21 protein-coding genes, 1 tRNA gene and 1 pseudogene are annotated in these 22,902 nt (G+C 29.9%); 5 read left to right on the top strand and 18 right to left on the bottom strand.

Translation table 11 applies throughout. The annotated features are described in order from the left end of the window. Positions 1 to 5: 5 nt before the first annotated feature. The 13 genes from AXE85_RS02670 to AXE85_RS08580 all read right to left on the bottom strand — a co-directional run bounded on the left by AXE85_RS02670 (position 6) and on the right by AXE85_RS08580 (position 9,114). Positions 6 to 491 carry a PcfB family protein gene (locus AXE85_RS02670; RefSeq protein ID WP_062173025.1) on the bottom strand — a complete coding sequence of 162 codons (486 nt, stop codon included), beginning with the start codon at positions 489 to 491 and terminating at the stop codon, positions 6 to 8. Then, positions 488 to 1,336 (bottom strand): ATP-binding protein, encoded by an 849-nt coding sequence (locus AXE85_RS02665; RefSeq protein WP_442899682.1) that lies wholly within the window; start codon positions 1,334 to 1,336, stop codon positions 488 to 490. The genes AXE85_RS02670 and AXE85_RS02665 overlap by 4 nt, the downstream gene beginning before the upstream one ends. Then, positions 1,336 to 2,115 (bottom strand): replication initiator protein A, encoded by a 780-nt coding sequence (locus AXE85_RS02660; RefSeq protein ID WP_062173023.1) that lies wholly within the window; start codon positions 2,113 to 2,115, stop codon positions 1,336 to 1,338. The genes AXE85_RS02665 and AXE85_RS02660 overlap by 1 nt, the downstream gene beginning before the upstream one ends. 87 nt (positions 2,116 to 2,202) lie before the next feature. Further along, a complete protein-coding gene (locus AXE85_RS02655; protein ID WP_006906349.1) occupies positions 2,203 to 2,487 on the bottom strand; it encodes a CD1845 family protein in 285 nt (94 codons plus the stop codon). Between the two features lie 3 nt (positions 2,488 to 2,490). After that, entirely contained in the window at positions 2,491 to 2,649 is a 159-nt protein-coding gene (locus AXE85_RS08370) for a hypothetical protein (protein ID WP_003042651.1), read from the bottom strand. Beyond that, on the bottom strand, positions 2,646 to 3,989 hold the full coding sequence (gene rlmD / locus AXE85_RS02650; protein ID WP_062173022.1) for a 23S rRNA (uracil(1939)-C(5))-methyltransferase RlmD: 1,344 nt from the start codon (positions 3,987 to 3,989) through the stop codon (positions 2,646 to 2,648). The genes AXE85_RS08370 and rlmD overlap by 4 nt, the downstream gene beginning before the upstream one ends. 247 nt (positions 3,990 to 4,236) lie before the next feature. Continuing rightward, positions 4,237 to 4,683: an ACT domain-containing protein gene (locus AXE85_RS02645; RefSeq protein ID WP_062173021.1), complete on the bottom strand. Its 447-nt coding sequence runs from the start codon at positions 4,681 to 4,683 to the stop codon at positions 4,237 to 4,239. An 11-nt stretch (positions 4,684 to 4,694) separates the two neighbouring features. Continuing rightward, on the bottom strand, positions 4,695 to 5,999 hold the full coding sequence (obgE, locus tag AXE85_RS02640) for a GTPase ObgE (protein ID WP_062173020.1): 1,305 nt from the start codon (positions 5,997 to 5,999) through the stop codon (positions 4,695 to 4,697). Between the two features lie 243 nt (positions 6,000 to 6,242). Beyond that, a tRNA-Gly gene (locus AXE85_RS02635) sits at positions 6,243 to 6,316 on the bottom strand. A gap of 278 nt (positions 6,317 to 6,594) precedes the next feature. Further along, positions 6,595 to 7,044 (bottom strand): threonine/serine exporter family protein, encoded by a 450-nt coding sequence (locus AXE85_RS02630; RefSeq protein ID WP_062173019.1) that lies wholly within the window; start codon positions 7,042 to 7,044, stop codon positions 6,595 to 6,597. Between the two features lie 9 nt (positions 7,045 to 7,053). Then, positions 7,054 to 7,824: a threonine/serine exporter family protein gene (locus AXE85_RS02625; protein ID WP_062173018.1), complete on the bottom strand. Its 771-nt coding sequence runs from the start codon at positions 7,822 to 7,824 to the stop codon at positions 7,054 to 7,056. An 85-nt stretch (positions 7,825 to 7,909) separates the two neighbouring features. Further along, complete coding sequence (locus AXE85_RS08585) at positions 7,910 to 8,338, bottom strand: glycosyltransferase (RefSeq protein WP_231723799.1); 429 nt, start codon at positions 8,336 to 8,338, stop codon at positions 7,910 to 7,912. Further along, the gene (locus AXE85_RS08580) at positions 8,335 to 9,114 is read right to left on the bottom strand and encodes a glycosyltransferase family protein (protein ID WP_231723798.1); all 780 of its coding nucleotides are present in this window, start codon (positions 9,112 to 9,114) and stop codon (positions 8,335 to 8,337) included. Before AXE85_RS08580 ends, AXE85_RS08585 begins: the two co-directional genes overlap by 4 nt. A gap of 220 nt (positions 9,115 to 9,334) precedes the next feature. Here AXE85_RS08580 and AXE85_RS02615 point away from each other — a divergent pair, with 220 nt between their 5' ends. Continuing rightward, a complete protein-coding gene (locus AXE85_RS02615; RefSeq protein ID WP_062171995.1) occupies positions 9,335 to 10,711 on the top strand; it encodes an ISL3 family transposase in 1,377 nt (458 codons plus the stop codon). Between the two features lie 120 nt (positions 10,712 to 10,831). Here the strand turns inward: AXE85_RS02615 and AXE85_RS02610 are convergent, their stop codons facing one another. Next, positions 10,832 to 11,557: a rhodanese-like domain-containing protein gene (locus tag AXE85_RS02610; RefSeq protein ID WP_062173017.1), complete on the bottom strand. Its 726-nt coding sequence runs from the start codon at positions 11,555 to 11,557 to the stop codon at positions 10,832 to 10,834. Positions 11,558 to 11,714: 157 nt separating this feature from the next. Between AXE85_RS02610 and AXE85_RS02605 the strand changes: the two genes are divergently transcribed. Beyond that, the gene (locus tag AXE85_RS02605; protein ID WP_062173016.1) at positions 11,715 to 13,238 is read left to right on the top strand and encodes a ClC family H(+)/Cl(-) exchange transporter; all 1,524 of its coding nucleotides are present in this window, start codon (positions 11,715 to 11,717) and stop codon (positions 13,236 to 13,238) included. A 74-nt stretch (positions 13,239 to 13,312) separates the two neighbouring features. Here AXE85_RS02605 and AXE85_RS02600 read toward each other — a convergent pair whose 3' ends face one another. Then, complete coding sequence (locus AXE85_RS02600) at positions 13,313 to 14,110, bottom strand: Cof-type HAD-IIB family hydrolase (protein ID WP_062173015.1); 798 nt, start codon at positions 14,108 to 14,110, stop codon at positions 13,313 to 13,315. A gap of 456 nt (positions 14,111 to 14,566) precedes the next feature. Between AXE85_RS02600 and AXE85_RS02595 the strand changes: the two genes are divergently transcribed. From AXE85_RS02595 to AXE85_RS02585, 3 genes are all read left to right on the top strand, one after another. Next, complete coding sequence (locus tag AXE85_RS02595; protein ID WP_062173014.1) at positions 14,567 to 15,301, top strand: ATP-binding cassette domain-containing protein; 735 nt, start codon at positions 14,567 to 14,569, stop codon at positions 15,299 to 15,301. Next, the gene (locus tag AXE85_RS02590) at positions 15,294 to 15,965 is read left to right on the top strand and encodes a methionine ABC transporter permease (protein WP_062173013.1); all 672 of its coding nucleotides are present in this window, start codon (positions 15,294 to 15,296) and stop codon (positions 15,963 to 15,965) included. The genes AXE85_RS02595 and AXE85_RS02590 overlap by 8 nt, the downstream gene beginning before the upstream one ends. Before the next feature lie 186 nt (positions 15,966 to 16,151). After that, on the top strand, positions 16,152 to 16,976 hold the full coding sequence (locus tag AXE85_RS02585; RefSeq protein ID WP_062173012.1) for a MetQ/NlpA family ABC transporter substrate-binding protein: 825 nt from the start codon (positions 16,152 to 16,154) through the stop codon (positions 16,974 to 16,976). Positions 16,977 to 17,224: 248 nt separating this feature from the next. On the opposite strand, the gene malQ is transcribed toward AXE85_RS02585, so the two are convergent. From malQ to AXE85_RS02570, 3 genes and pseudogenes are all read right to left on the bottom strand, one after another. Next, on the bottom strand, positions 17,225 to 18,733 hold the full coding sequence (gene malQ, locus AXE85_RS02580) for a 4-alpha-glucanotransferase (RefSeq protein WP_062173011.1): 1,509 nt from the start codon (positions 18,731 to 18,733) through the stop codon (positions 17,225 to 17,227). Positions 18,734 to 18,816: 83 nt separating this feature from the next. Further along, a pseudogene (locus AXE85_RS02575) lies at positions 18,817 to 20,648 on the bottom strand (acyltransferase family protein). 17 nt (positions 20,649 to 20,665) lie between these two features. Continuing rightward, complete coding sequence (locus tag AXE85_RS02570) at positions 20,666 to 22,834, bottom strand: Tex family protein (RefSeq protein WP_062173010.1); 2,169 nt, start codon at positions 22,832 to 22,834, stop codon at positions 20,666 to 20,668. Positions 22,835 to 22,902: the final 68 nt, after the last annotated feature.

The raw sequence follows: 22,902 nt of genomic DNA, 5'->3' as shown, positions 1-22,902 counted from the left end.
ATCTATCATAGGCTCTGCTCCTTTTGTTTATTCTTGATTTTATCTTTGGAAACAGAGTTTTTAGACATCTCCTTGAACTTCTCAATATTCTTATGGATAGATTCTTTTCTTTCCGTTTTCTTTTCCGATTCTGACAGGGCATGCTTAAAGGCTTTATTCATCACTTTCATATCTTTGGCTTGAAAGAATACAGAGTATTTACCTGTTTTCTTATCTTTCATCACTGAAAACTTTACGCCATACCGATTAAGTTCTTTTTTCAGCTCCTTAAGCTCTGCTTCTTCAACCGGAATTTCTTCAAGCTGTCCCTTTTTAACCATATCTTTTAGCTTTACTTCATTCCCGTTAGTATTAACCAGCTTTTCAAGTCCTCCAAGTTTTTCTGCTTCTTTCATCAATTTCTTTAATAAGTTCAGAATTAGCTTTCCTGTTACTTTAGCAGCTCTAACTTCCATATTCAGCGTTTTTCTTGCTATTTCTTCATTGATCAACTTTTCTCACCTCCATTCAGCAGTCTGTCCTTATTCCGATTCAGTTTGTCCTTTTGAATAACCTTTCTAAAATCTTCTCCTACAACCATAACAGGAATACACATCCCTATGATTCTTGAGTAGATTCTTTGATACTCTACGCTATCCTTACAATTTTGGATTGTGTCGTATGAAAGGTTAGTGGTAAAGATAGTCGGTTTCTGTTTTAAATACCTGTTATTCACGATGTTATATACTTGCTCTTTGGCATAGCTTGTATCTCTTTCTATTCCTAAGTCATCCAAGATAAGAACGGAAGTATTTACAAGGGATTCAATATATGCGTTCTTGTCAAAATCAAATCCTCCCTTTTGCAGTTCATTGATAATCTGTGAAAAATTTCTTATTTTAACACCTATTCGATACTGTTCAATAAGGCTATTTGCAATGGAGCAGGCAAGATAGGTCTTTCCGCTACCTACTGAGCCATAAAAAAGGAGTCCGATATTTTCTTTTTTCATTTCCTCATAGTCTTTTACAAAGTTCTTTGCAATGATAAGGCTTTGGTTTTCTTCTCCCTGATAATTTTCAAATGTGTATGACCACTGAATAATCGAGTTAAAGCAGCTACTCTTTAATCGTTCAATCTCCATCTGCTTTTGTCTTTCTTTTTCTCTTGCCTCTCTATCTCTATCGCATTTGCAAGAAATCTTAAATATCATCTTGTTATCAAAGAACTCCATCACTTTTCCGTCTTTTCTTTCATGGCAAACTTTACAAAATGCGTGTCCGTCCTTGATATATTCTTTTTCAGGATCGTAAGAATACTCTACATCTTCTATCATTACTTTTTCTAATTCTTTCATCATAGGTGTTCTCCTTTATCATATTCTTCCCATGTCGGGATATTTGATGTTTTCACTTCTTTACTTCTTCCCTGATCTTTATAAAACCAAGAAAGTATTGTCGCTTTATGGTCTTTATAGGTCTTTCCGGTGCTTTTGATATATGCTGATAGTCTTTCAATGTAATTATCAAGCTGTGAGTTCATTATGATTTGTAAATCGGATATATCTTCAGCAGCTAAAAATACATTTTGAAATGTTCCAAGTCCGTTTATACCAAAACTATATTCTCTCTTACTATACTTACTCTTATTATTCTCTATATAGTTACGGTCAACATTTTTAACCTCTTGAAGTTCATTTTCTTTACTTCTGAGGTCAACATCTTTTACTTCTGAAGTAAAGTTTTTTAACTTCTGAAAGTCATTTTCTTTTACCTGAAATACACTCATGAAATCTTTGACATATATGATATTCGGTTTACCAAGTCCAAGCCTTACTCTTTCAATCAGTCCTATCCCTTTTTTGCTGTCTAACTCATCTAATGTTTTTATGGCAGTAGGCTTTGAAATATTTCTTCTTTTCATAATTTCCTCTACTGTGAAATAGATAAATACTCTACCTTCCTTGTCTATCCAGTTATTCTTAAAGGACATTCCTGTTCGTTTCAAAAGCATAGAATAAAGGATAATTGCTTCAGCAGACAGTCCCTTAAATTCTTCTCCGTCTACCAATATTTCAGGTACTTTTAGAAAGTTAAATCTTTCTGCTTCTCTGTTATAGAAATAGTCAAAGTCCATCGCTTTACCTCCTTTCCTTAAAATTTTGCAAAGAAAAAGACGATAGTTTTCTTCTATCGCCTTTGGTAACCATTTTTATGAAATTTTTTATATTGATTTTATTGCTTCATTGATTCCCTGAAGGAATGCTATAACAGCTGCTCCGACCATCGGTATTCCATAAGGACTTAACAAAAATCCTAATACCAATGCCTCAATGCCAAGTGATATATCTTTTTGCATAAATGATCCTATTGCAGCAACTATACACATCAGCATTAAGAAATACAGAATAGTTGTTCCTATGCCAAGTATAAATGTCAGAAAGGCAGTAAGGATACTCAGCAGCAAGCTGATTGGAAATAAGATTATTTTTATTATCCATCTCATCATTTCTTATTCCTCACTTCCCAATTCATACTTTGTATCTCCACACACCATATCAATGCAAACATTCACATCTATATAATTTTTTAGGACTTTTTTTCGTCCACCTTCGCCATCTTCTACAAATACATAATGCTTGTAAAACTGCTTAAAATGCAGGATTTTCACGATTTCACTCTTTGTATCAACGCTATGCACTCCACATGATAACTTCCCGGAAACATATCAACCGGTTGAACTTCCCCTAATGTGTATCCTAAGTTATGTAAAATTTTCATATCTCGTGCTAAAGTTGCCGGATTACAACTTACATAAACTATTTTTTTTATATTCATACTTGCTAAGTCATATAAGAAACTTTCCTCACACCCTTTACGCGGCGGATCAACAATTACTGCATCTATTTTTATATTCTGTGAAATTAAACTTTTAATTACACCTTCACTTTTTCCTAATAAAAATTCCACATTATTTATACTATTTAACTGAGCATTTTCTCTAGCATTATCAATAGCTACATCTATTACTTCTATACCGTAGACTTTCTTTACTTTTTGAGCTGCAAATAAAGTTATAGTACCAATTCCACAATAAGCATCAATTATTATATCGTTTTCTCCTAATTCTGCTAATTCTAGCGCTTTCTTGTAAAGAACTATTGTTTGAATAGGATTTATTTGATAAAACGAACGCAAAGAAATATTAAATTTAATTCCGGCTAATTTGTCCGTAATATAATTTCGCCCATATAAAACTCTTGTAGTATCACCATAAATGACATTTGTTTTTTTACTATTAATATTAAGTATAACACTAACAATACGATTATCTAACTCAACTATTTTATTAACAAAATTATCCAATTGATTAAAATTTTCTTTAGCAATAATACCAACCATTATTTCCGTTTTACTAGTATTGGTTCTGAGCATAATGTGGCGGATTGCTCCGGTGTGTGTTGCTTCATCATAGACAGATAAATTCATTTCACTAATTAAATTACGAATATCATTCATTAATTTATTATGTTCATCATATTGAATATAACATTTTTCAACATTAATAACATCATGACTACGCGATTTATAATATCCCATTTTTATTTCATTTTTAATTCTCTGTACCGGTATAACGGACTTATTTCTATAATGGTATGGTCTATTGGCACCTAATATATCTAATACTTTAACCTTGTTCTTCCCTAATGTTTTATCCATAATATTCCGAACTTTGTTTGTTTTAAAACGTAGCTGTTCATTATAACTCATATGAACCAAATTTGCACCGGATGTTTTTGAAATGCCATCTACCCGCTCACTAGATTTTGTTATAATTTGTACTAATTTTCCATACCCAAGATTTTTTTTTAACTTAATAATCTTAAATTCTATCTCTTCTCCTACTATTACATCCTCGATAAAAATGGGAAATGTATCAAGTTTTACTATACCCAAACCGTCATGTGTGTAGTCTACTACTGTTCCGGTAAAAATTTCATTTTTTTTCATTATAATAACCTTTCTAGTTTTACTTAAATAAAAAATAGGAGCAACCCTAAAATCGTTATTTCTTGAAACAAGATTTTAACAAGTTACCCCTCATAATATTTACTAGGTGTTCTAAAAGTAATTTTGAAGAAAATTTGAACTCCTGTAAACTACTGTATCTAAATTAAATATGGCATCTTTATAAAAATTTAACTTTTGGACTGATTCGTCATAAATAAATCTGCCCTCTTTTTAAAATAACATTACACTAGATACTCATGCCAATTACTTTAATTTCATTTACATAATCAAGTTTCTCTATACGTGCATTAAGTTTATCAATATTGGTATGTTCTAAATCAAGTTCAAGTGAAATAATAATCGTCGCTCTTGTATTAATAGGCACCGTTTGATGAATAGTCAAAACACTGCACTTTTCTTCATTAACAACAGATAGAATACTACCTAAAATGCCGGGAATATCATCTACATCAATTGATAATGATAAAATTGATTGTTTATGTATATCCTGAATTGGAAATATTGTATCTTTATATTTGTAAAATGCACTTCTACTTAAATCAAAACGTTTTGATGCCTCTAATATAGACAGTTTAGGATTTTCTTCCAGTGCTTTTTTCATTGTTAAAGTTTTCTTTACCGCTTCGGGTAACACATCTTCTCTAATAATATAATATATTTTTTCTTTGTCCATATTTTATTCACCTACTCTACAAATTCAAATTCACCTTGCAATATTCTTACTGTATCACCATTTTTACAACCACGTTCACGCAACTTATCATCAACACCCATTGAACGCATTTGCTGTGCAAAACGTCTTACAGACGCATCACGATTGAAATCAGTCATTAAAAACGCTCTTTCTATACCGGGACCACTTACAACATAAGCACCGGTATCATCACGTGTAATTTTAAATGTTTCATCTTTCGGTTTATGCTTATACAATACACGATTTTCCATTGTTTTTTCTTCTACATCTAATTCATACATTATATTAGGATCAATATTATCTAATATATCGCATATTTTATACAATAAATTATCAATATTACTACGTGTAAATGCGGAAATTTCAATGATTTCTACTTCCTGTTTATCTTTTTCTAACTGTTTTTTAAATTCTGTTAAATTTTCATTTGCGCCCGGAATATCCATTTTATTAGCTACAATAATTTGCGGTCTTTCTAATAGGCGCATATTATACTCGCCAAGTTCGGAGTTAATAATTTTATAATCTTCGTAAGGATTTCGACCGTCAGTTGCTGACATATCAATAACATGAACAATTACTTTTGTACGCTCAATATGACGTAGGAACTGATGCCCTAAACCAATACCTTGGCTGGCCCCTTCAATAAGCCCCGGTAAATCCGCCATAACAAAGCTTCTATGATCCTTTGTCTCTACGACTCCAAGGTTTGGAGCAAGTGTGGTAAAATGATAATCTGCAATTTTAGGTTTTGCTTTTGAAGTAATTGACAATAATGTAGATTTCCCAACAGACGGAAAGCCGACTAAACCGACATCGGCCATTAGTTTTAATTCTAATGTTAAGTTACGTTCTTCCCCAGGTTCTCCATTTTCAGCAATTTCCGGTGCCGGATTAGATGGTGTAGCGAAGCGACAATTACCGCGTCCACCACGTCCGCCACGTGCAACAATAACTTCTTGTTTATGTTCTACTAAATCGGCTAATATTTCTCCTGTATCAGTATCTCTTATTACCGTTCCCGGCGGTACTTTTAAGTATAAATCTTTTGATTTCCTTCCATGCATACCCTTGCTCATTCCATTTTCTCCGCTCGGAGCAACAAATTTCTTCTGGTAACGGTAATCCATGAATGTTCTCAGTCCTTCATCAACGACAAAAACTACGTTTGCTCCGCGTCCACCGTCACCACCGGCAGGACCGCCTTTAGGCACGTACTTTTCACGTCTAAAAGCTACTAGCCCGTTACCTCCATCACCGGATCTGACAAATATTTTTACTTCATCTAAAAACATATTATTCTCCTATTAATCTACTGGATTTATATTATACATTGTACTTTTATATAATATCGTTTTATAAATTGTTTTCTATCAAGAACAATTATATCATAAATTTAAATTTTATAATAATTATACACTAAAACAAAAAAATGTACGGGTGACTGACAACCGTACAAAACTCCGCACCCGCGCCCCTCTGATTAACAGTCAGATGCTACTACCAACTGAGCTACTGTGGAAAACTAAACAAAAAAATGGAGCGGGTGATGAGAATCGAACTCACAACATCAGTTTGGAAGACTGAGGTTTTACCACTAAACTACACCCGCTTAAAAATATTTATTAATTACTCACAGATTATATTCTATACTAAAAATTTATTTTTGTCAATAAAATTTTTAAAAATTTTTTAATTTTTGGGCTGAGAATATAACGTGGAAAATTATATATTTATCTCCACTATTAAAGTCTACTCCATAGAAAAATATGATATTTATAGTAAAAATATATAATCTTTTAAAGTGTTAATAAAAGAAATAATTCATAAGCGAAAACTTCTCTTACATAATCACTTATGAATTAACATTTTATGAGTAAAATATACAAACTATCTTTTTCTTTGTATTTTTACCCTTCTTATTGATGATGAAAACATCGAAGCTATCAAAATTCCAACCGCTATAGCTCCTGCTTGAAGTATTGTATCTATCCCTATTTTCGCCGCTAAATGATAACTTTTAGTAACCAAACTTCTCATTGTGTGATACATTCCATATCCCGGAACCAATGGAATAATACCGGTGTAAATAAATATAGTCGCCGGCATTCTTAATTTCTTTGAAGCACTGGAAGCCAAAACACCGATAATTATCGCTCCTGAAAAACTGGCTATTATAATTCCTGAAATCAACTTTACGTAATAGTATGCTAACCACCCTGCTGCTCCTATTACAGAACAAACTAAAACAGATTTCTTAGGTGCATTAAATAAAAATGAAAAAGCCAATGTTGAAATAAACCCTGCTGCTAATTGTATAATAAAATTATATATATCCATCTTTAACTCCTAAACTATTTTAAGTCCTAATATTACTCCAAGTGCTATGGCAATTGATGTAAATACTGCCGATTGTACCCCTATCATTCCTGATATATAATCGCCTGCCATAAAATCTCTTACACAGTTTGTTATTTGCACCCCGGGAACTAACGGCATTATTCCCGCTATAACAATAGAAGATGGGTTATAAATTGTAAAAAAATTTGTTGAAACTTCTACTAAAACAGTTACCAGCAATGCTCCGAAAAAATTCTGCATAAGATCCATTAATTTATATTTTGTCGCAAATGATAAAAAAGCACCTTCTATTCCCATTATTAAAAACGAGTAAATACTATCTTTAAATGTTCCACCGAACATTATTGAAAAAAATGGTCCCGATAACGCCAATAAAAATATTACTAACCACGGATTATATTCTTTAGTTACTTTTATTTCTCTAAGTTTTTTATAAGAATAATCTATTGACCATCCTTCTGTAACAATCTTCCTAGAAAGATCATTTATTAATGATATTTTTTCCAAATTTCTATTTCCTAAAATTATTCTTCTCATTGTAGTATAATTTATATCATTATAAACAAATGACACTATTACAAAATTATAAGTAACTAGTGTATTAGCCGCTTTTATATTATCAAATGATTTATAAATTCTATTAATGGTATCCTCTACCCTATAAACTTCTGCACCATAAGAAAGCATACTACGTGCCATTTTCACTGAAAAATTCAACAATTTTTTTGCATCATCTTCATTTTTTAATGATTGTATCATAAATATTATCCCTCCTTTTTTATATTATTCTTAATATCGACTATTAGTAAAATATACTTTTATAACATATAACAACTATTATATATCATAATAGCAGCTTATAAATCTCTTCTATTTTCTTTTTCCATGAGTGACGTTCTATTTCCGCTGTTAAATATTCGGGTATTTTTCTTTCTTTTTTTGTTCTTTCTGCCATTAAATTTAACGCTGCTACTATTCTTTCTATAAAAGCCGGCTTTTCTTCTTCTACTGCTTTATCAGTATCATAAATTGTCGGCATGGCAATATATTCTATAATATCCGAATTATTTATTTTTTCTCCCAAAAATTCTATTAAACCTTCTATTTCCGTTGCAACTACTCTTAATCCGCTCCCTAAAGCTTCAACAGCTATAAGTCCTAACCCTTCAAAATAAGAGGGTAAAATAAAAATATCCTTTGTTCTCATTATTTCTCCAAGATGTTTTTGATCCGTTGCATTATATATTTTTATATTGTCAGAATTTCCTATCAAACTAAAAATTTTTGCTTTATCTTCTTTTTTACATTTCCAATCAACTCTAATGTAACATCATTTCTTAATAATTCTAATTTTCTAAATGCCTTAATAAGTTCAAAAAAACCTTTTGATTCGTCAAATTTACCGGCATAAAGTATCTCTATTTTATCTTTTTGAGTATAATTTTCTAATGGATAAAATATTTTTTCGTTATACCCTGCACCTATATTTATAATATTTTCTTTAGGGTAACTATAGACTTTTGATATTTCAGCTATAACTCCATTACTCAAAACTAAAACTTTATCTAATTTACTCAAATTTAAGACATACTTCTCTTTCAAACTTGGATTTTTTTTCGCTTGACGAATATCTGTATTATGACAAACTCCTATTATTTTACTATCAGTAAACACTTCACAAACAATAGAACTTAGTATCCAAAGATGGTGAGTTATAATAACATCAGGACAAAACTCTTTTTTGGCTTCCACTAACTTTTTTCTAAATTCGGTTTGCCAACTTTTCATCATTTTATCTGTCATATTTTTATAAAGAGTATTATTATATGGCATTATATCACTCATTCCTACTATTGGAAAATCAAGATTACTCCCCTCAAATTCAACTTCATATACAGTATCCAAAATACTAAAATTATATTCCGGCGTTGTCGCATAAATCGCCGCTTGGGTAATATTAAAATTTTTTAATCCATCGATAACATTTGTAAAATACACACCACTCCCTGTTTTTGTAGGAAGTTGTGCTAATACATGTAAAACTCTCATTTTTATAGTTCCTTATTTTTTATTTATTATAAGCTATATTATAACATAGAAAATAATTTTTTATACAAGATAAATAAAAAGAACCGGAATAATTTGGTTGTATAATAAATACGGGGCATGAAAAAAATCCATACCCCGTATTGTTTTTTAATATACAAAAAGACAAATATCCAATATAATTAAAGTGCAAAAAAAAATAAACTATGAAAGGATATCTGTCATGAATAATTTTAACACAAAAACAAAAGAAATAAAAGAGGGAGAATTCATTAAAAACCTACTACAAATAAAAGATAAAAATATAACTATTGAGAAAACACATAACGAAACTATAAAAAATAATCAAAAGTACTTTGTATTCAAAGGTACCTTAACATATAAACCCAAGAAGTGTGAATGCTGTGGTTGTCTTAATAAAGGTTATACTGTAGTTAAAAACGGCTTTAATGAACTTACTAGAATTAATCTATTAAAAATATCAGGTATCCCTGCTTATTTGGAACTAAGAAAGCAACGTTTCAAGTGTAAAACTTGTAATAAAAAATTTGTAGCTACTACTTCTTTTGTAGATAAATACTGTAGTATTTCTAAAAATGTTAAGTTTTCTATAATGAGTGATTTAGCTGATACTTTATCTTTTAAACAAATAGCCAAAATGAATAATGTATCGGTTAATACTGTTATAAGAACTCTTTATAAATGTAAATCCCATGTAGACATTCTTAACTATAATACCTTACCTGAGTATTTATGCTTTGATGAGTTAAAGTTTACTAAAGATAGTAAAAATGGTATGAGTTTTATTTTTTTAGATGCTTTAACTCATGAGATTATTGATATAGTTGATGGTAGAACTGAGTATATTTTAAATAATTATTTTTCCAGATTTTCTAAAGAGGCTAGAAGTAATGTTAAGGCTATTTGTATTGATATTTATACTCCTTATATGAAGTTGATTAGAAATAAGTTTCCTAATGCTGAAATTGTTATAGATAGGTTTCATATTATTCAAAATGTTAATAGAGAACTTAATAGAACTAGAGTTAAGCTAATGAATATTTACAAAAAACAAAAAGGTATTAATTATACTCTTTTAAAAAATAATTGGAAGTTAATATTAGAAGATGAAAGTAATGTTACTCATGGTAGGTTTTTCTTTAATAGGAGTTTTAGGAGTTTAGTTACTAGACGTGATATTTTAGATTATTTATTAGGATTAGATTGTATATTTAAGGCTAGCTATGAGAGAGTTCAGGATATTAGATATGCAATAAGGTATAGAAATGAGTTGGAATTTAAAGAATTAATTGAAAAATCTACTATCGATTTATCTGATGGTGTTAGTAAGGCTATTAATACTATGAGAAAAGATAAAGAGTATATGCTTAATAGTGTTAGGTATTCTATTTCTAATGGTTCTTTGGAGGGTATTAATAATAAGATAAAGGTTTTAAAGAGAGTTTCTTATGGTTATAATAGCTTTTATAACTTTAGATTACGCATTTTAGTTGTTTCTAGGTTATTTGTTTCTGAGTATAAAAATAATATTTCTTTTAAGGGCGTTTTGAAAAATGCCAAGCAACACTGCATTGCTTAGCATTTTATCCTTATTTTTTCTCATGCCCCGTATTTGACACAGAGCCAATAATTTTAAATTTAATCTTACTCCCGTTCCTCATATATTTTAATGATAACCTATCATTTAATCTGAAGGTGCTCAGCCACAATCAGAAGTTATCTCTTCTGCCGGATTTTCTTCATAATCGCTTTTATTATAAAAAGCATCTCTATATTTCTTTATATTAAATGGTTCAACTAAATTTATAATAGTATAACCGGCTAATCCTAATTTTTTACATACTTCTTTATTTTGTTCAGGATTTTCACTATAAACAAAAATTTCCGATTCTTTATCCATTTTTTCCAAAATATTGTCTACTTCTTTAGGTAATATTTTAAATTCTTTATCATCTAATATCTCTTCTCCTAAATTGAGAAGTTGATAATTTTTGCTAACCGAAATACGATACTTAAATTCAGATAACAACGTATTTGTATATATAGCCGTACCATAGTCATATTGTTTAATTCCGTCCCCAATATGAAGCTTAGTAAAACCACGTTCTATTAATAATTTTTCTGTATTACGTGATGTAACATCTACAACACAGTATAAAATAATATCCTTATCTTTATAATCATCTAAAACATCGCTGCCATTTTTAAATAATTTTATTGGTAAACTCACCGCATTAATAGCATGACCACGTGCATACTCTTTTCGCCAGCGAACATCAACTACAAGTGCCTCTTCAAATGTTTTTTTCTCAACATCAGCACCCGCGATTCTTCCCGGTTTTCCCTTCAAAAGTTTTAACCAAAAAGCGTATAATCCTAGTGCAATAGCCAATAAAATAACACCTATTATTAACAACACATTCATCAACTCTTCTCCTTTCTGCATTAAATATATTCATATTCTATCATACTTTCTATATTTTTTATAATAAATTATACTTATAGCTAAAAATTATTTTGATTTTTCTTATAAATAAGAGTACAATGTTTAGTAGATATATTTATTTTGAAGGGAGTACCTTGTGAAAATTAATAAAATTAATTACATAGATAATAAAAATTTTAAAATGGAATCTTCCTTGCTCTTAGATGGAATTATTGTCGGATTAGTAGCCGGAGTGATTGGTGCCAGTTATCGTCTTCTTATAGGGTGGAGTGAAAAAATTGTGCATTTTACAGCAGAATTCATTAAAACCAGTTTTATTTTTAAATTTTCTTTGTTAGGAATTTTAATTTTACTCGCCCTTTTTTCCGGCTTTTTATTAAAACGTGAACCTATGGCTAGTGGTAGTGGTATACCACAAGTTTCCGCAGAAATAACGGGTAGACTTAACTCAAACCCTCTAAAAGTTTTAATATATAAAATCACCGGCGGCTTTGTTGCCAGTTTAGGCGGATTATCTTTAGGTCGTGAAGGTCCGTCCATTCAACTTGGAGCAATGAGCGGTAAATTAGTTTCAAGATTTTTGAAAAAAAATAATATTAAAGAAAAGTATCTTATTACCTGTGGAGCAAGTGCAGGGCTTTCCATAGCTTTTGGCGCACCGCTTGCCGGAGTACTGTTTTCTATTGAGGAAGTTCATAAACATATAACTAAAAAAATTATTATTTGTTGCTTCAGTGCTGCTGTCGTAGCTAATATTGTCGGGCAGTATATTTTCGGTTTAACGGCAATATTCAAATTCCCTGATATTTCTTACGTTGAGGTTAGTATTTATCCTTGGGTTGCCTTACTCGGTATTTTATTGGGAATTTTCGGAACGTTTTACAATACTGTCATAAAAATTTTATTTAAACTATATGAACGATTAAATCTAAGTATAGTATTTAGACCGCAAATTGCTTTTTTAGTATCTTTTATACTCTTTATTTTTTACCCGATAGTTCTTGGGAGCGGTCACAGTTTGGTAGAGTTTTTAATAGAAAATAAATTTAGTATAATGTTTTTATTAATTTTATACTTTATAAAAACATTGTTCTCCCTGATTTCATTTACATCCGGTGTTGCCGGCGGTATATTTTTACCCATTCTTATTCAAGGTGCAATTCTCGGAACTCTTTTCGGTAATTTTTTTGATGAAAAATATGCAGCATTGTTTATCATTCTTTCAATGTCCGGCTACTTGACCGCAATCGTTAGAAGCCCTATTACTTCAATTATTCTTTTGTTTGAGATGACACAAAAATTAAACTACTTTCTTCCTATCGCCCTTTGTTGCTTATTCGCATACTTTACAGCAAATATTCTTGGGACAAAACCGGTTTATGAGTATTTACTTGACAGAATTCTTACAACAAATGATATAAAAGATATAGAAAAAGAAATGGAAGTAGAAATCATTACCACAGTAACCAATGACAGCAATCTGATTAATAAAAAGATCAGCGAAATACCATGGACTAAAAATATTCTTATTTCAAATATAGAACGAAACGGCAAAGAAATTATTCCAAAAGGTGATACTATTCTCCTTTCCGGAGATAAACTTTCTGTTCTTATGTCGAAAGATGTTGTAAATAACTTTATAAAAAAATTTGATAACTAACTGAAAATAAACCTTGAAGATACATTCTATCTTCAAGGTTTTACCACTTTTAATTTGTACCACCGTTACAAATTTTATAATATATCAAAATGTTTCAACGCATTAGTTATACCGTCGTCATCAACACTGGTTGTGATAAAATCTGCAACTTCTTTTACATCATCACGACCATTTTCCATTGCAACACCTATACCGGCATGTTTTATCATATCAATATCATTTCCACCGTCACCAAAAGACATGGTTTCTTCCAATTTTATTCCAAAATAATTTATAATAGCATCTATTCCTCTATTTTTCCCCCCATCTTTTGGAATAACATCGGTAAAATGAGTTGTCCAACGAGCTGATTTTGAATTTGGCATATATTTTAAAAATTCCTCTTCTTCATCTTCTCCTACAAAAACATTGAGTTGATAAATTTTTTCTTTAAGGGCATTTTCATAAGCATGCTCATCTATTACAAAACGAGTTGAATCTCCTAATTCTTTTTCAAGCCACTGTACCCTCTCGTTTTTTAAATTTATGAATGCTCCTTCTAATAAAGTAAAATCACAAGCTATATTATTTTTTTTAAAATAAGGTAAAACATTTTTTATATCTTCTTTTGATAACATATTATTATTTAACACTTCTCCATTATTTAAAAAACAATACTGCCCATTAATAGTAATATAGCCGTCAAATTCAAAATCTAATAATTCATCTAAAAACTTTATATGAAAGGGTGCTCTCCCTGTTGCAATAAAAATTTTTATACCTTGTTCTTTTAATTTTTTTAATGTATTTTTAGTGTTTTCCGGAATAGTTTTTGTTTTAAAACTTCTTATTGTTCCATCTATATCAAAAAATATCGCTTTTATTTCAGTCATTAGTTTTTTCTCCATAATCATTAAAATTAACAGTATTTTTTAAGTTTTTAAAATTATAACCTAATTAAATTTCATCTACTATTTTTGTTATATCTGTGATAACAATTTTGCAGTATCTTATTCAAACATAATCTTAATTATATACCATTGTTTCAAATAAATAAAGAAATAATTTAGTTATAACTTTCCATGATTATTGTGTATGTTATTTTACAAAACACAATATATTTATAGATTAATATCTTATCTTTGAAGCATTTCCTGTTTAGTCAAAATTTAAACAGTTATTACTTAATTAACAGATGGGATTGTACTAGTTTCATATTTTTTTAGAATAACAGTTCTATAAACTTAGTTATATTAATTTTATTAATATGAACGATATATTTTAATTTAAGAGTACAAATTTCTTGAAAACATTTTCTGAAAATGATATAGTTTTTTTGGAGGTAAATTATGATAGTTCAATTAAAAAATGTATCAAAAGAATACAAAAATGCTAATTTTAAGTTAAATAACATCTCCTTTGATGTTAATAAAAAAGAAGTCATCGGCATTATAGGTCGTAACGGCACCGGAAAAAGCACTATCTTAAAAATGATTAATGGGATAGTTCCTTATGACAGCGGAGAAATTTTATATAAAAATATATCAATTAATTCACTGGATAAGGCTTTATTACGTAAAATGAGAAAAAATTTGGCTTATATCTTTCAACATTCAAATCTTATTGATAATAAAACCGTTTATTATCATCTAAGTTTAATTTATAAACTTAATAAAAGCCCTGTTGATAAAAATAAAATAAATAACATTCTTGAATTTATGAATATCATTCATCTTAAAAATAGTCTTTGCGGTCGTCTTAGCGGCGGTGAACAACAGAAAGTTGCAATAGCAATGGCTCTTCTTCAAGAACCGGAAATATTACTCTGTGACGAAATTAGCTCTGCATTAGATGCGAATAGTGAAAAAGAAATTTTCTCTCTTCTTAACAAATTAAGAAAAACTACGGATATTTCTATCATAATGATTTCTCATAGTTTATCCCTTCTTAAAAACTTCTGTGACAAGATTATTATTATTGATAACTCTACTATTAGAGATATTATTACTCCTAACAAAAAAGAACATGATGACTATAATAATAATTACTATAATTACGTAAAGGAGTTTTTATTAAATGATTAGCTTATTTAAAACAAACTACGACGGAATATCAAAAGCGTTTTGGGAAACTAACTATATGATGACAGTTTCTATGATTACAATTTTAATTATTTCATTACCGTTAGGTATTATTCTATTTGCGCTTAGCAAAGATTATCTATTAAAAAATAGAATAATTTATGAAATTGTCAGTATTTTACTTAACGCTCTTCGCAGTGTTCCATTTTTAATATTTATATTTATTTTAATACCTGTTAACAGATTTTTATTCAAAACATCATTCGGTAATATTGCAGCTATACTACCGCTCACTCTTGTAGGTATCAGTGTTTATACACGGTTTGTTGAACAGGCATTGATTAATGTTCCGAAAAAAATCGTTGATAGAGCTATTAGTATGGGGGCTACCAGAATACAAATTATCAGATACTTTTTATTACCTGCAACAATAGATAATTTAATTTTATCTTTTACATACACTACTATTAGCTTACTGGCATATACTACCGTTATGGGAGTTATTGGTGCCGGCGGATTAGGTGAATATGCTTTTAGATACGGTTATCAAGAGTATAATTATAATCTTATGTATCTGATTGTTATTATATTCATTATTTATGTATTTATTATTCAATCAATAGGCTATAGCTTGGCAAAACTCTTTACGAATAAAAAAGAAAAATAAAACATTATCATCAATACTTTAAAGTTCACACCGGTTTTAATTATAATTCCGATAAAATAAAAACATTCTAACTTTTCAATAATTATACTTAATAACAATTATAATAAATTGATTTTTATAATTTCCTCTAAATATTAATAAAACATACAATCATATATAAAATATTCTAATTAAGGAGATATTTTAATGAAAAAATTACTATCATTTACTGTTAGTTTACTAGCATTAGTATTAATCTTAACAGCTTGTTCAACTAAAAATGACAGCCATAACAAAGAAGAAAAAACTACTATCAAAGTAGCTTCTCACACCTCACCGATGACGGATATGTTGGAGATGATTAAAGAAGATCTTCAAAAAGAAGGTTATAATCTTGAAATTGTTAAAGTATCCGATAATGTTCAAGCTAATGTAGCATTAAATAATAAAGAAGTAGATGCCAACTTTTTCCAACATAAACCATTTATGGAACAGTTCAATCAAAAAAACAACGCTCATCTGGTAGCAGTTCAACCAATTTATAATGCAACTGTATCTTTTTATTCAAAAAATATAAAAGACATTAAAGATTTAAAAAATGGTGCTGATATTGCTATCCCATCTGATCCTACTAATTTAGCACGTGCTTTACGTTTATTAGCACATGCAAAAGTAATTACTCTTAATAATCCCGATAGTTTCACTGTGACGGAAAATGATATTAAAGATAATCCTAAAAATCTCAAATTTACTAAAGTAAGCTTATTAAACTTAAATGAAGCATACAATGAAAAAGATTTAGTGTTTAACTATCCAACGTATATTTCTAAATTAGGATTAACTCCTGATAAAAATGGTCTTATTCTTGAAAAAGAGGGAGATTTAACATTTGCTATCTCTATCGTTGCACGTGAAGACAATAAAGATGACAAAAAAATAACTGCTCTTAAAAAGGCTCTTGCAAGTGAAAAAATAAAAGATTATATCAATAAAGAGCTTAAACCGAAAGGGCATGCCACACCGGCATTTTAATATATTTTACAATAAAATTATATAAAATATGAGAAGACTAACTTGAAAAGAAGCTTCTCTTATTGAGCTACTACGCACGGTTCATTAGATTTGGGAAAAGCTCTTTAAAGCACATTCCCAAATCAATGAACATTGCCTGTAGCTATCAATAAGTTTTTTTCCAGTTTGGTTTTTTACATAGCGGAGAACACTATGATGCAAGCCTCTTTATTGCTTAATTATCTATTCACCCTATTAAAATCAATTCACTAAATATTTGTTGCATTAGTTACCCTTTCTCGTGAGTATAATATAGTGATTTCTTTTAAAAAATTTTTATGTTTTTCCTCTAACTCTCCAGCTTTCATACGCCACTGCCAGTTCCCGCCGACCGTTGACGGTATATTCATACGACTATCCGCTCCTTTATCCAATAAATCTTGCATTGTTATAATTGACAAGTTACTCGCAGATGAGTGAATACCACGTATCATTGCTTGTGTTATAGATTCATCTGCTCGTCTATCTAGATAAGTATTAACAAACATCTTCCCTTGATCATCAAGTTCGCTATACCAACCATTCACAACATCATTATCATGCGTTCCCGTATACGCAACACTGTTTTGCGTATAATGATGCGGTAAATAAAGGTTATCCCCTCCGCCAAACGCAAATTGAAGTACCTTCATACCGGGGTATCCCAAATCCAACAGTAATTTTTCAACCTTCGAATCTATAAATCCTAAATTTTCCGCAATAATAGGTAAAGTACCTAGTTGTTTTTTTACCGCTTCAAACAGCTCAATACCGGGTCCTTCTTCCCACGTACCTACTTTAGCTGTAATCGCCGCTTTTTCAACCTGCCAATAATCAGAAAAACCTTTAAAATGGTCTATTCTTAATACATCATATAATTTAAAACTTTCCTTAATGCGATATACCCACCATCTAAAATTCTGCTCTTTATGTTTTTCCCAATTATAGACCGGATTCCCCCATAGCTGCCCTTCTGAACTGAAATCATCTGCCGGGCAACCCGCTACATAAAGCGGATCATTATTATTATCTACTTTAAATAACTCAGGCTTTGTCCACATTTCAACGCTGTCAGCTGACACATAAATCGGCATATCACCTATAATTTTAATACCTTTTTTATTAGCATATCCTTTTAATTCAAACCATTGTTTAAAGAAAAAATATTGTGTTACCGTATAATATTCTATTATATCAGCCAATTTCAGACGATATTGTTCACGTACACAAGGTTTTGCTCTTTTTATATCATTTTCCCAATAAATAAATGTTTGATACCCGAAATGTTCTTTTATCGCCATATACTCAGCATAATCAACTAACCAACTTTCATTATTATTTTTAAATAATTCTATTTCATCTGCATATTTAATATTTTCTAACGCATTTATCACCGCTTTTTCCAATATCGGTCGTCTTTTTTCATAAAGTAACGCATAATCTACTACCGCTAAATCATTACCAAAATTAACAGTAAAATAGTCTTCTTTTGTTAATAATCCGTCCTCTTTCAATAAATCAAAATCAATCAAATTCGTATTTCCGGCTACGGCAGAAAATGATTGATAAGGAGAATCTCCATAACTTGTTGTTGTTAATGGCAATATTTGCCAATACGTTTGCTCTGTTTCTTCTAAAAAATCGACAAAATCATATGCACTTTTTCCAAAAGTTCCAATTCCTAACTTATTGGGCAATGATGTAATATGCATAAGTACACCACTTGAACGAGTTTTCATGACATTTCCTCCAAAAGTATTTTCTTAAGTAAAAAACAAAACAAAGAGAAATTCTCCGTAGTTTTGTTTTTTCATTTATAGTATTATTTTAAATTTATCTGTTTTTTAAAACTTTTCTGTATTAAAGATATCATTTCATCTACTCCGGTTTGAACTAAATGAACTTTATCAGGTTCAAAATATTCGGGGTGTTGAATTGCCACAGAATACCAATCTATTACTGTAACATTAGGATGTTTTTCTTTTATACTGTTTAATTCTGTATTTACAGTTTTCTCCCAAGCACGTGGTACTCTTACATTAACAAAGTAAATATCCGATTTATCAAATTTTTTGATTAAAGTTTCTAATTGACTTTCAGTAAACGGGCCGTTTGTTCCAAGTTGAAATACTATAGCTGTATCTTCACTATTATATTTTGCATAGCTATTTGCAACAGTAGCAGCTTCAGTTAATTGTCTACTTATCTTCCCGTTAATTAAAACTCCCGGATATTTTTCTTTCATTTTTTTACCGATATCAACGGTAAGAGAATCTCCTAAAACGATAAGTGTTGTATATTCTCCTTGTTCTTTTTCTTGCTTTTCTTCTTGTTTCTCATTATTGCCTTGCTGATTATTACCCGTATTGTTTTCATTATTTTCCACAAATTGACTTTCTCCCGTGTTAGCCATCTCCTTTACAAATGCTGTCGAGACGAACGGAACACCTTTGCCAAATAATCCCATTATAAAAATCAGCGTCGCTAAACTTCCCATCGTTATTATTATTTTTCGTGTTTTTAATCTTAAGTTTGTAATTCTTTTGAACAAGAGATTTATAAAGTTAACAAAACCTAATTTTCTTATTGGAGTTTCTATCAGCATATAACTGGCTGTCGCTACAATAAATGTTAAAACAATTCTTAATATAACATAAAATATTTTAGGGCTTCCTATTTCTGAAACCGGTGTTGTCAATACCAAAATCGGAAAATGCCATAAATATAAACTATAAGAAATCTTTCCAATAAAAACAATAGGTTTAAACGACAATATCTTCGACATAAATGTATGTTGACGTCCGGTAGAAATTATAACTACTAAACAAAGTACAGCGACTAATAAAAATCCACCACGATATAACCATATATTATATTCAGAAGTGTATAACATTACTGCTATAAGCGACATAATAGAGATTAATGAAATCAGGCTATACAATCTATTTTCTTTTAAAGTTACTTTTTCACTTAATTTTTCCATTGGATATAATATCGCCCCCATTACCCCAACTAAAAGCGAAAAAGCACGAGTATCCGTTCCAAAGTAAATTCGACTAACATTATTAATATCAAATAATGGTATATGGACAATTAATGATATACTTATTAAACCTAAAACAATGTATTTAAAGTTTTTATTTATTTTATAACTGTTATCATTATTTTTTTCTTGCGATTGAATATTAAAAATATTAATGGGAAAAACATATAAAACTGTTCTTCAATAGCAAGTGACCAAAGGTGTTTGAATGGACTTTGCGAACCGAAAGAATCAAAATAATTTAACTTGTGGAAAATATACCACCAGTTACTAGTATAAATGTATCCAAACACTGCATCCAAATGACTTTTATTTAATAAAACTCCATTAAATAGAGTAATAATTATCAATACTACAGTTATCATAAAATAAACTGCCGGCAGTAATCTTCTCGCACGACGAATATAAAAATTATACAAATTCAACGTTCCTGTTTTTTTATACTCTTTTATAATTAATGAACTAATCAAATAACCGGAAAGGACGAAAAATAAATCTACTCCTAAAAAACCACCTGGCAAATAGTTAACATCAATATGATAAATAATTACCGCAAGCACTGCAATTGCTCTCAAACTATCTATACTTGGTAAATATTTATGTTTATTCATTGGCTACACATTCCCTCCTAATCGTTAAACATCGCCAAGGATACTCGTCCACGTTTTGCATCTATTTCTATTACGAAAACATCTACTATTTGCCCAACGTGAAGGACATCTAACGGATTTTTTATATAACTTTTACTTATTTTTGAAATATGAATTAAAGCATCTTGTTTTAAACCGACATCGACAAAAGCACCAAATTGCGTAATATTTCTAATTGTACCTGCTAATTTAACACCAACTTTTAAATCTTCTATTGTCAATATATCTGATTTTAAAAGTGGTTTATCAAATAATTCTCTTTCATCACGTGCCGGTCGTTTCAGATCCTGTATTATATCTTTTAAAGTTTCCACTCCTGCATTTAGTTTTTCAGCAAGAACTTTTATATTAATATTATCTACTTTTTCTTTAAATTCTTTAGTCCCTATTTCATCAGTTTTAACACCCAGTTCTTTTAACAAATCCTCTGCTATTTTGTAACTTTCCGGGTGAATTCCTGTTCTATCAAAAACATTATCACCGTCCGGTATTCTGAAAAATCCAACACATTGTTCAAAAGTTTTTTTACCAAGACGTGGTACTTTAGAAATTTCTTTTATTGTTTCTATTTTACCATTTTCCTTACGATATTCAACTATATTTTTCGCAATCTGTTTATTTATTCCCGAAACATAAGACAACAAAGATACCGAAGCGGTGTTTACGTTAACACCAACTTTATTTACCGCCGTTTCTACCACAAAACCTAATTCTTTTTCCAAATATTTTTGAGTAATATCATGTTGATACTGTCCTACCCCAATAGATTTCGGATCTATTTTTACAAGTTCACTTAACGGATCTTGAATACGTCTTGCAATTGATACTGCACTTCTTTCTTCAACATTAAAATCCGGAAATTCTTCACGTGCTATTTCGCTGGCTGAATAAACACTAGCCCCCGCTTCATTTACTATTACATAGTCAATTTTTAGGTTATTATTTTTTAATGTTTCTACCACGAAACTTTCTGTTTCCCTTGAAGCTGTACCGTTACCTATAGCTATTAAATTAATATTATGTTTGTTAATAAACTTAATTATATCTTTTTTTGCCTGCTCCTGTTTTTCTTTGCTTGCAGGCTTATGTGGATAAATTACCATTTTATCAATATAATTTCCATATTCATCAACAACTGCCATTTTGCAACCTGTTCTAAACGCCGGATCCACACCCAATACTTTTTTATTTTTTAAAGGAGTTTGCATAAGTAGTTGTTTTAAATTCTCAGAAAAAATACCTACGGAATCTTCTTCAGCAATTTTTGTTAATTCACTGCGAATTTCTCTTTCGATAGATGGATAAATTAACCTTTTCATGCTATCTTCTATACAATAAAACAATAATTCGCGAACAACAGTTTCACGATTTCTTACTATTCCTTTTAAAATATATTGGCATAGACGTTCTTTATCATTTTCAATACCAACTCTGATAATTCCCTCTTTTTCAGCTCTATTTAATGCTAATATTCTATGAGAAGCTATTTTTGATACTCTTTCGCTGTAATCATAATAATTTTTATAGGTTGTATTTTCATCTTTTTCAGCTCCGTCTTTTTTTAACGTTGAAACAACACTGCCATATTTTTTTGTATTTTCCAATACATATTCACGATACTTCGCATTATCCGAAATATTTTCGGCAATAATATCTAAAGCATAAGAAATAGCTTCTTCTTTTGAATTTACTTCTTTTTCTACATTAATATATTTTTCCGCCGCTTTTTCTAAAACTTTATCATCTTTCGGTAATTTAATAATATACTCTGCTAATGGCTCTAAGCCCTTCTCTTTTGCAATCGTCGCTTTGGTTCTCTTTTTTTCTTTAAACGGTCTATATAAATCTTCAACTCTTTGAAGTTTTTCTTGGGCTAATATATCATCTTTTAATTGAGAAGTTAACAAACCTTTCTCATCAATTAAACGAATTACCTCCTCTTTTCTTTCCTGTAAAGATTTTAAATAATTAAATTCATCTTGAATTTGTTTTATAGCTACCTCATCTAAAGAATTTGTCAATTCTTTTCTATATCTGGCAATAAAAGCTATTGTATTTCCTTCTTCTAATAAGTTTAAAACATTGATAATATATTTATCTTTTATTCCCAACTTAACAGCTAAATTTTTTGTTATAGTTTCGTACATTTTACAACTCCATATTATTTTTTAGTATATTTCCGGTACTTTTTAATTTATGAAAAAATATTCCATAA

It is taken from the genome of Gemella sp. oral taxon 928 (assembly GCF_001553915.1).
Lineage (GTDB): Bacteria > Bacillota > Bacilli > Staphylococcales > Gemellaceae > Gemella > Gemella massiliensis.
This window is presented reverse-complemented; position numbering and strand designations above follow the sequence as displayed.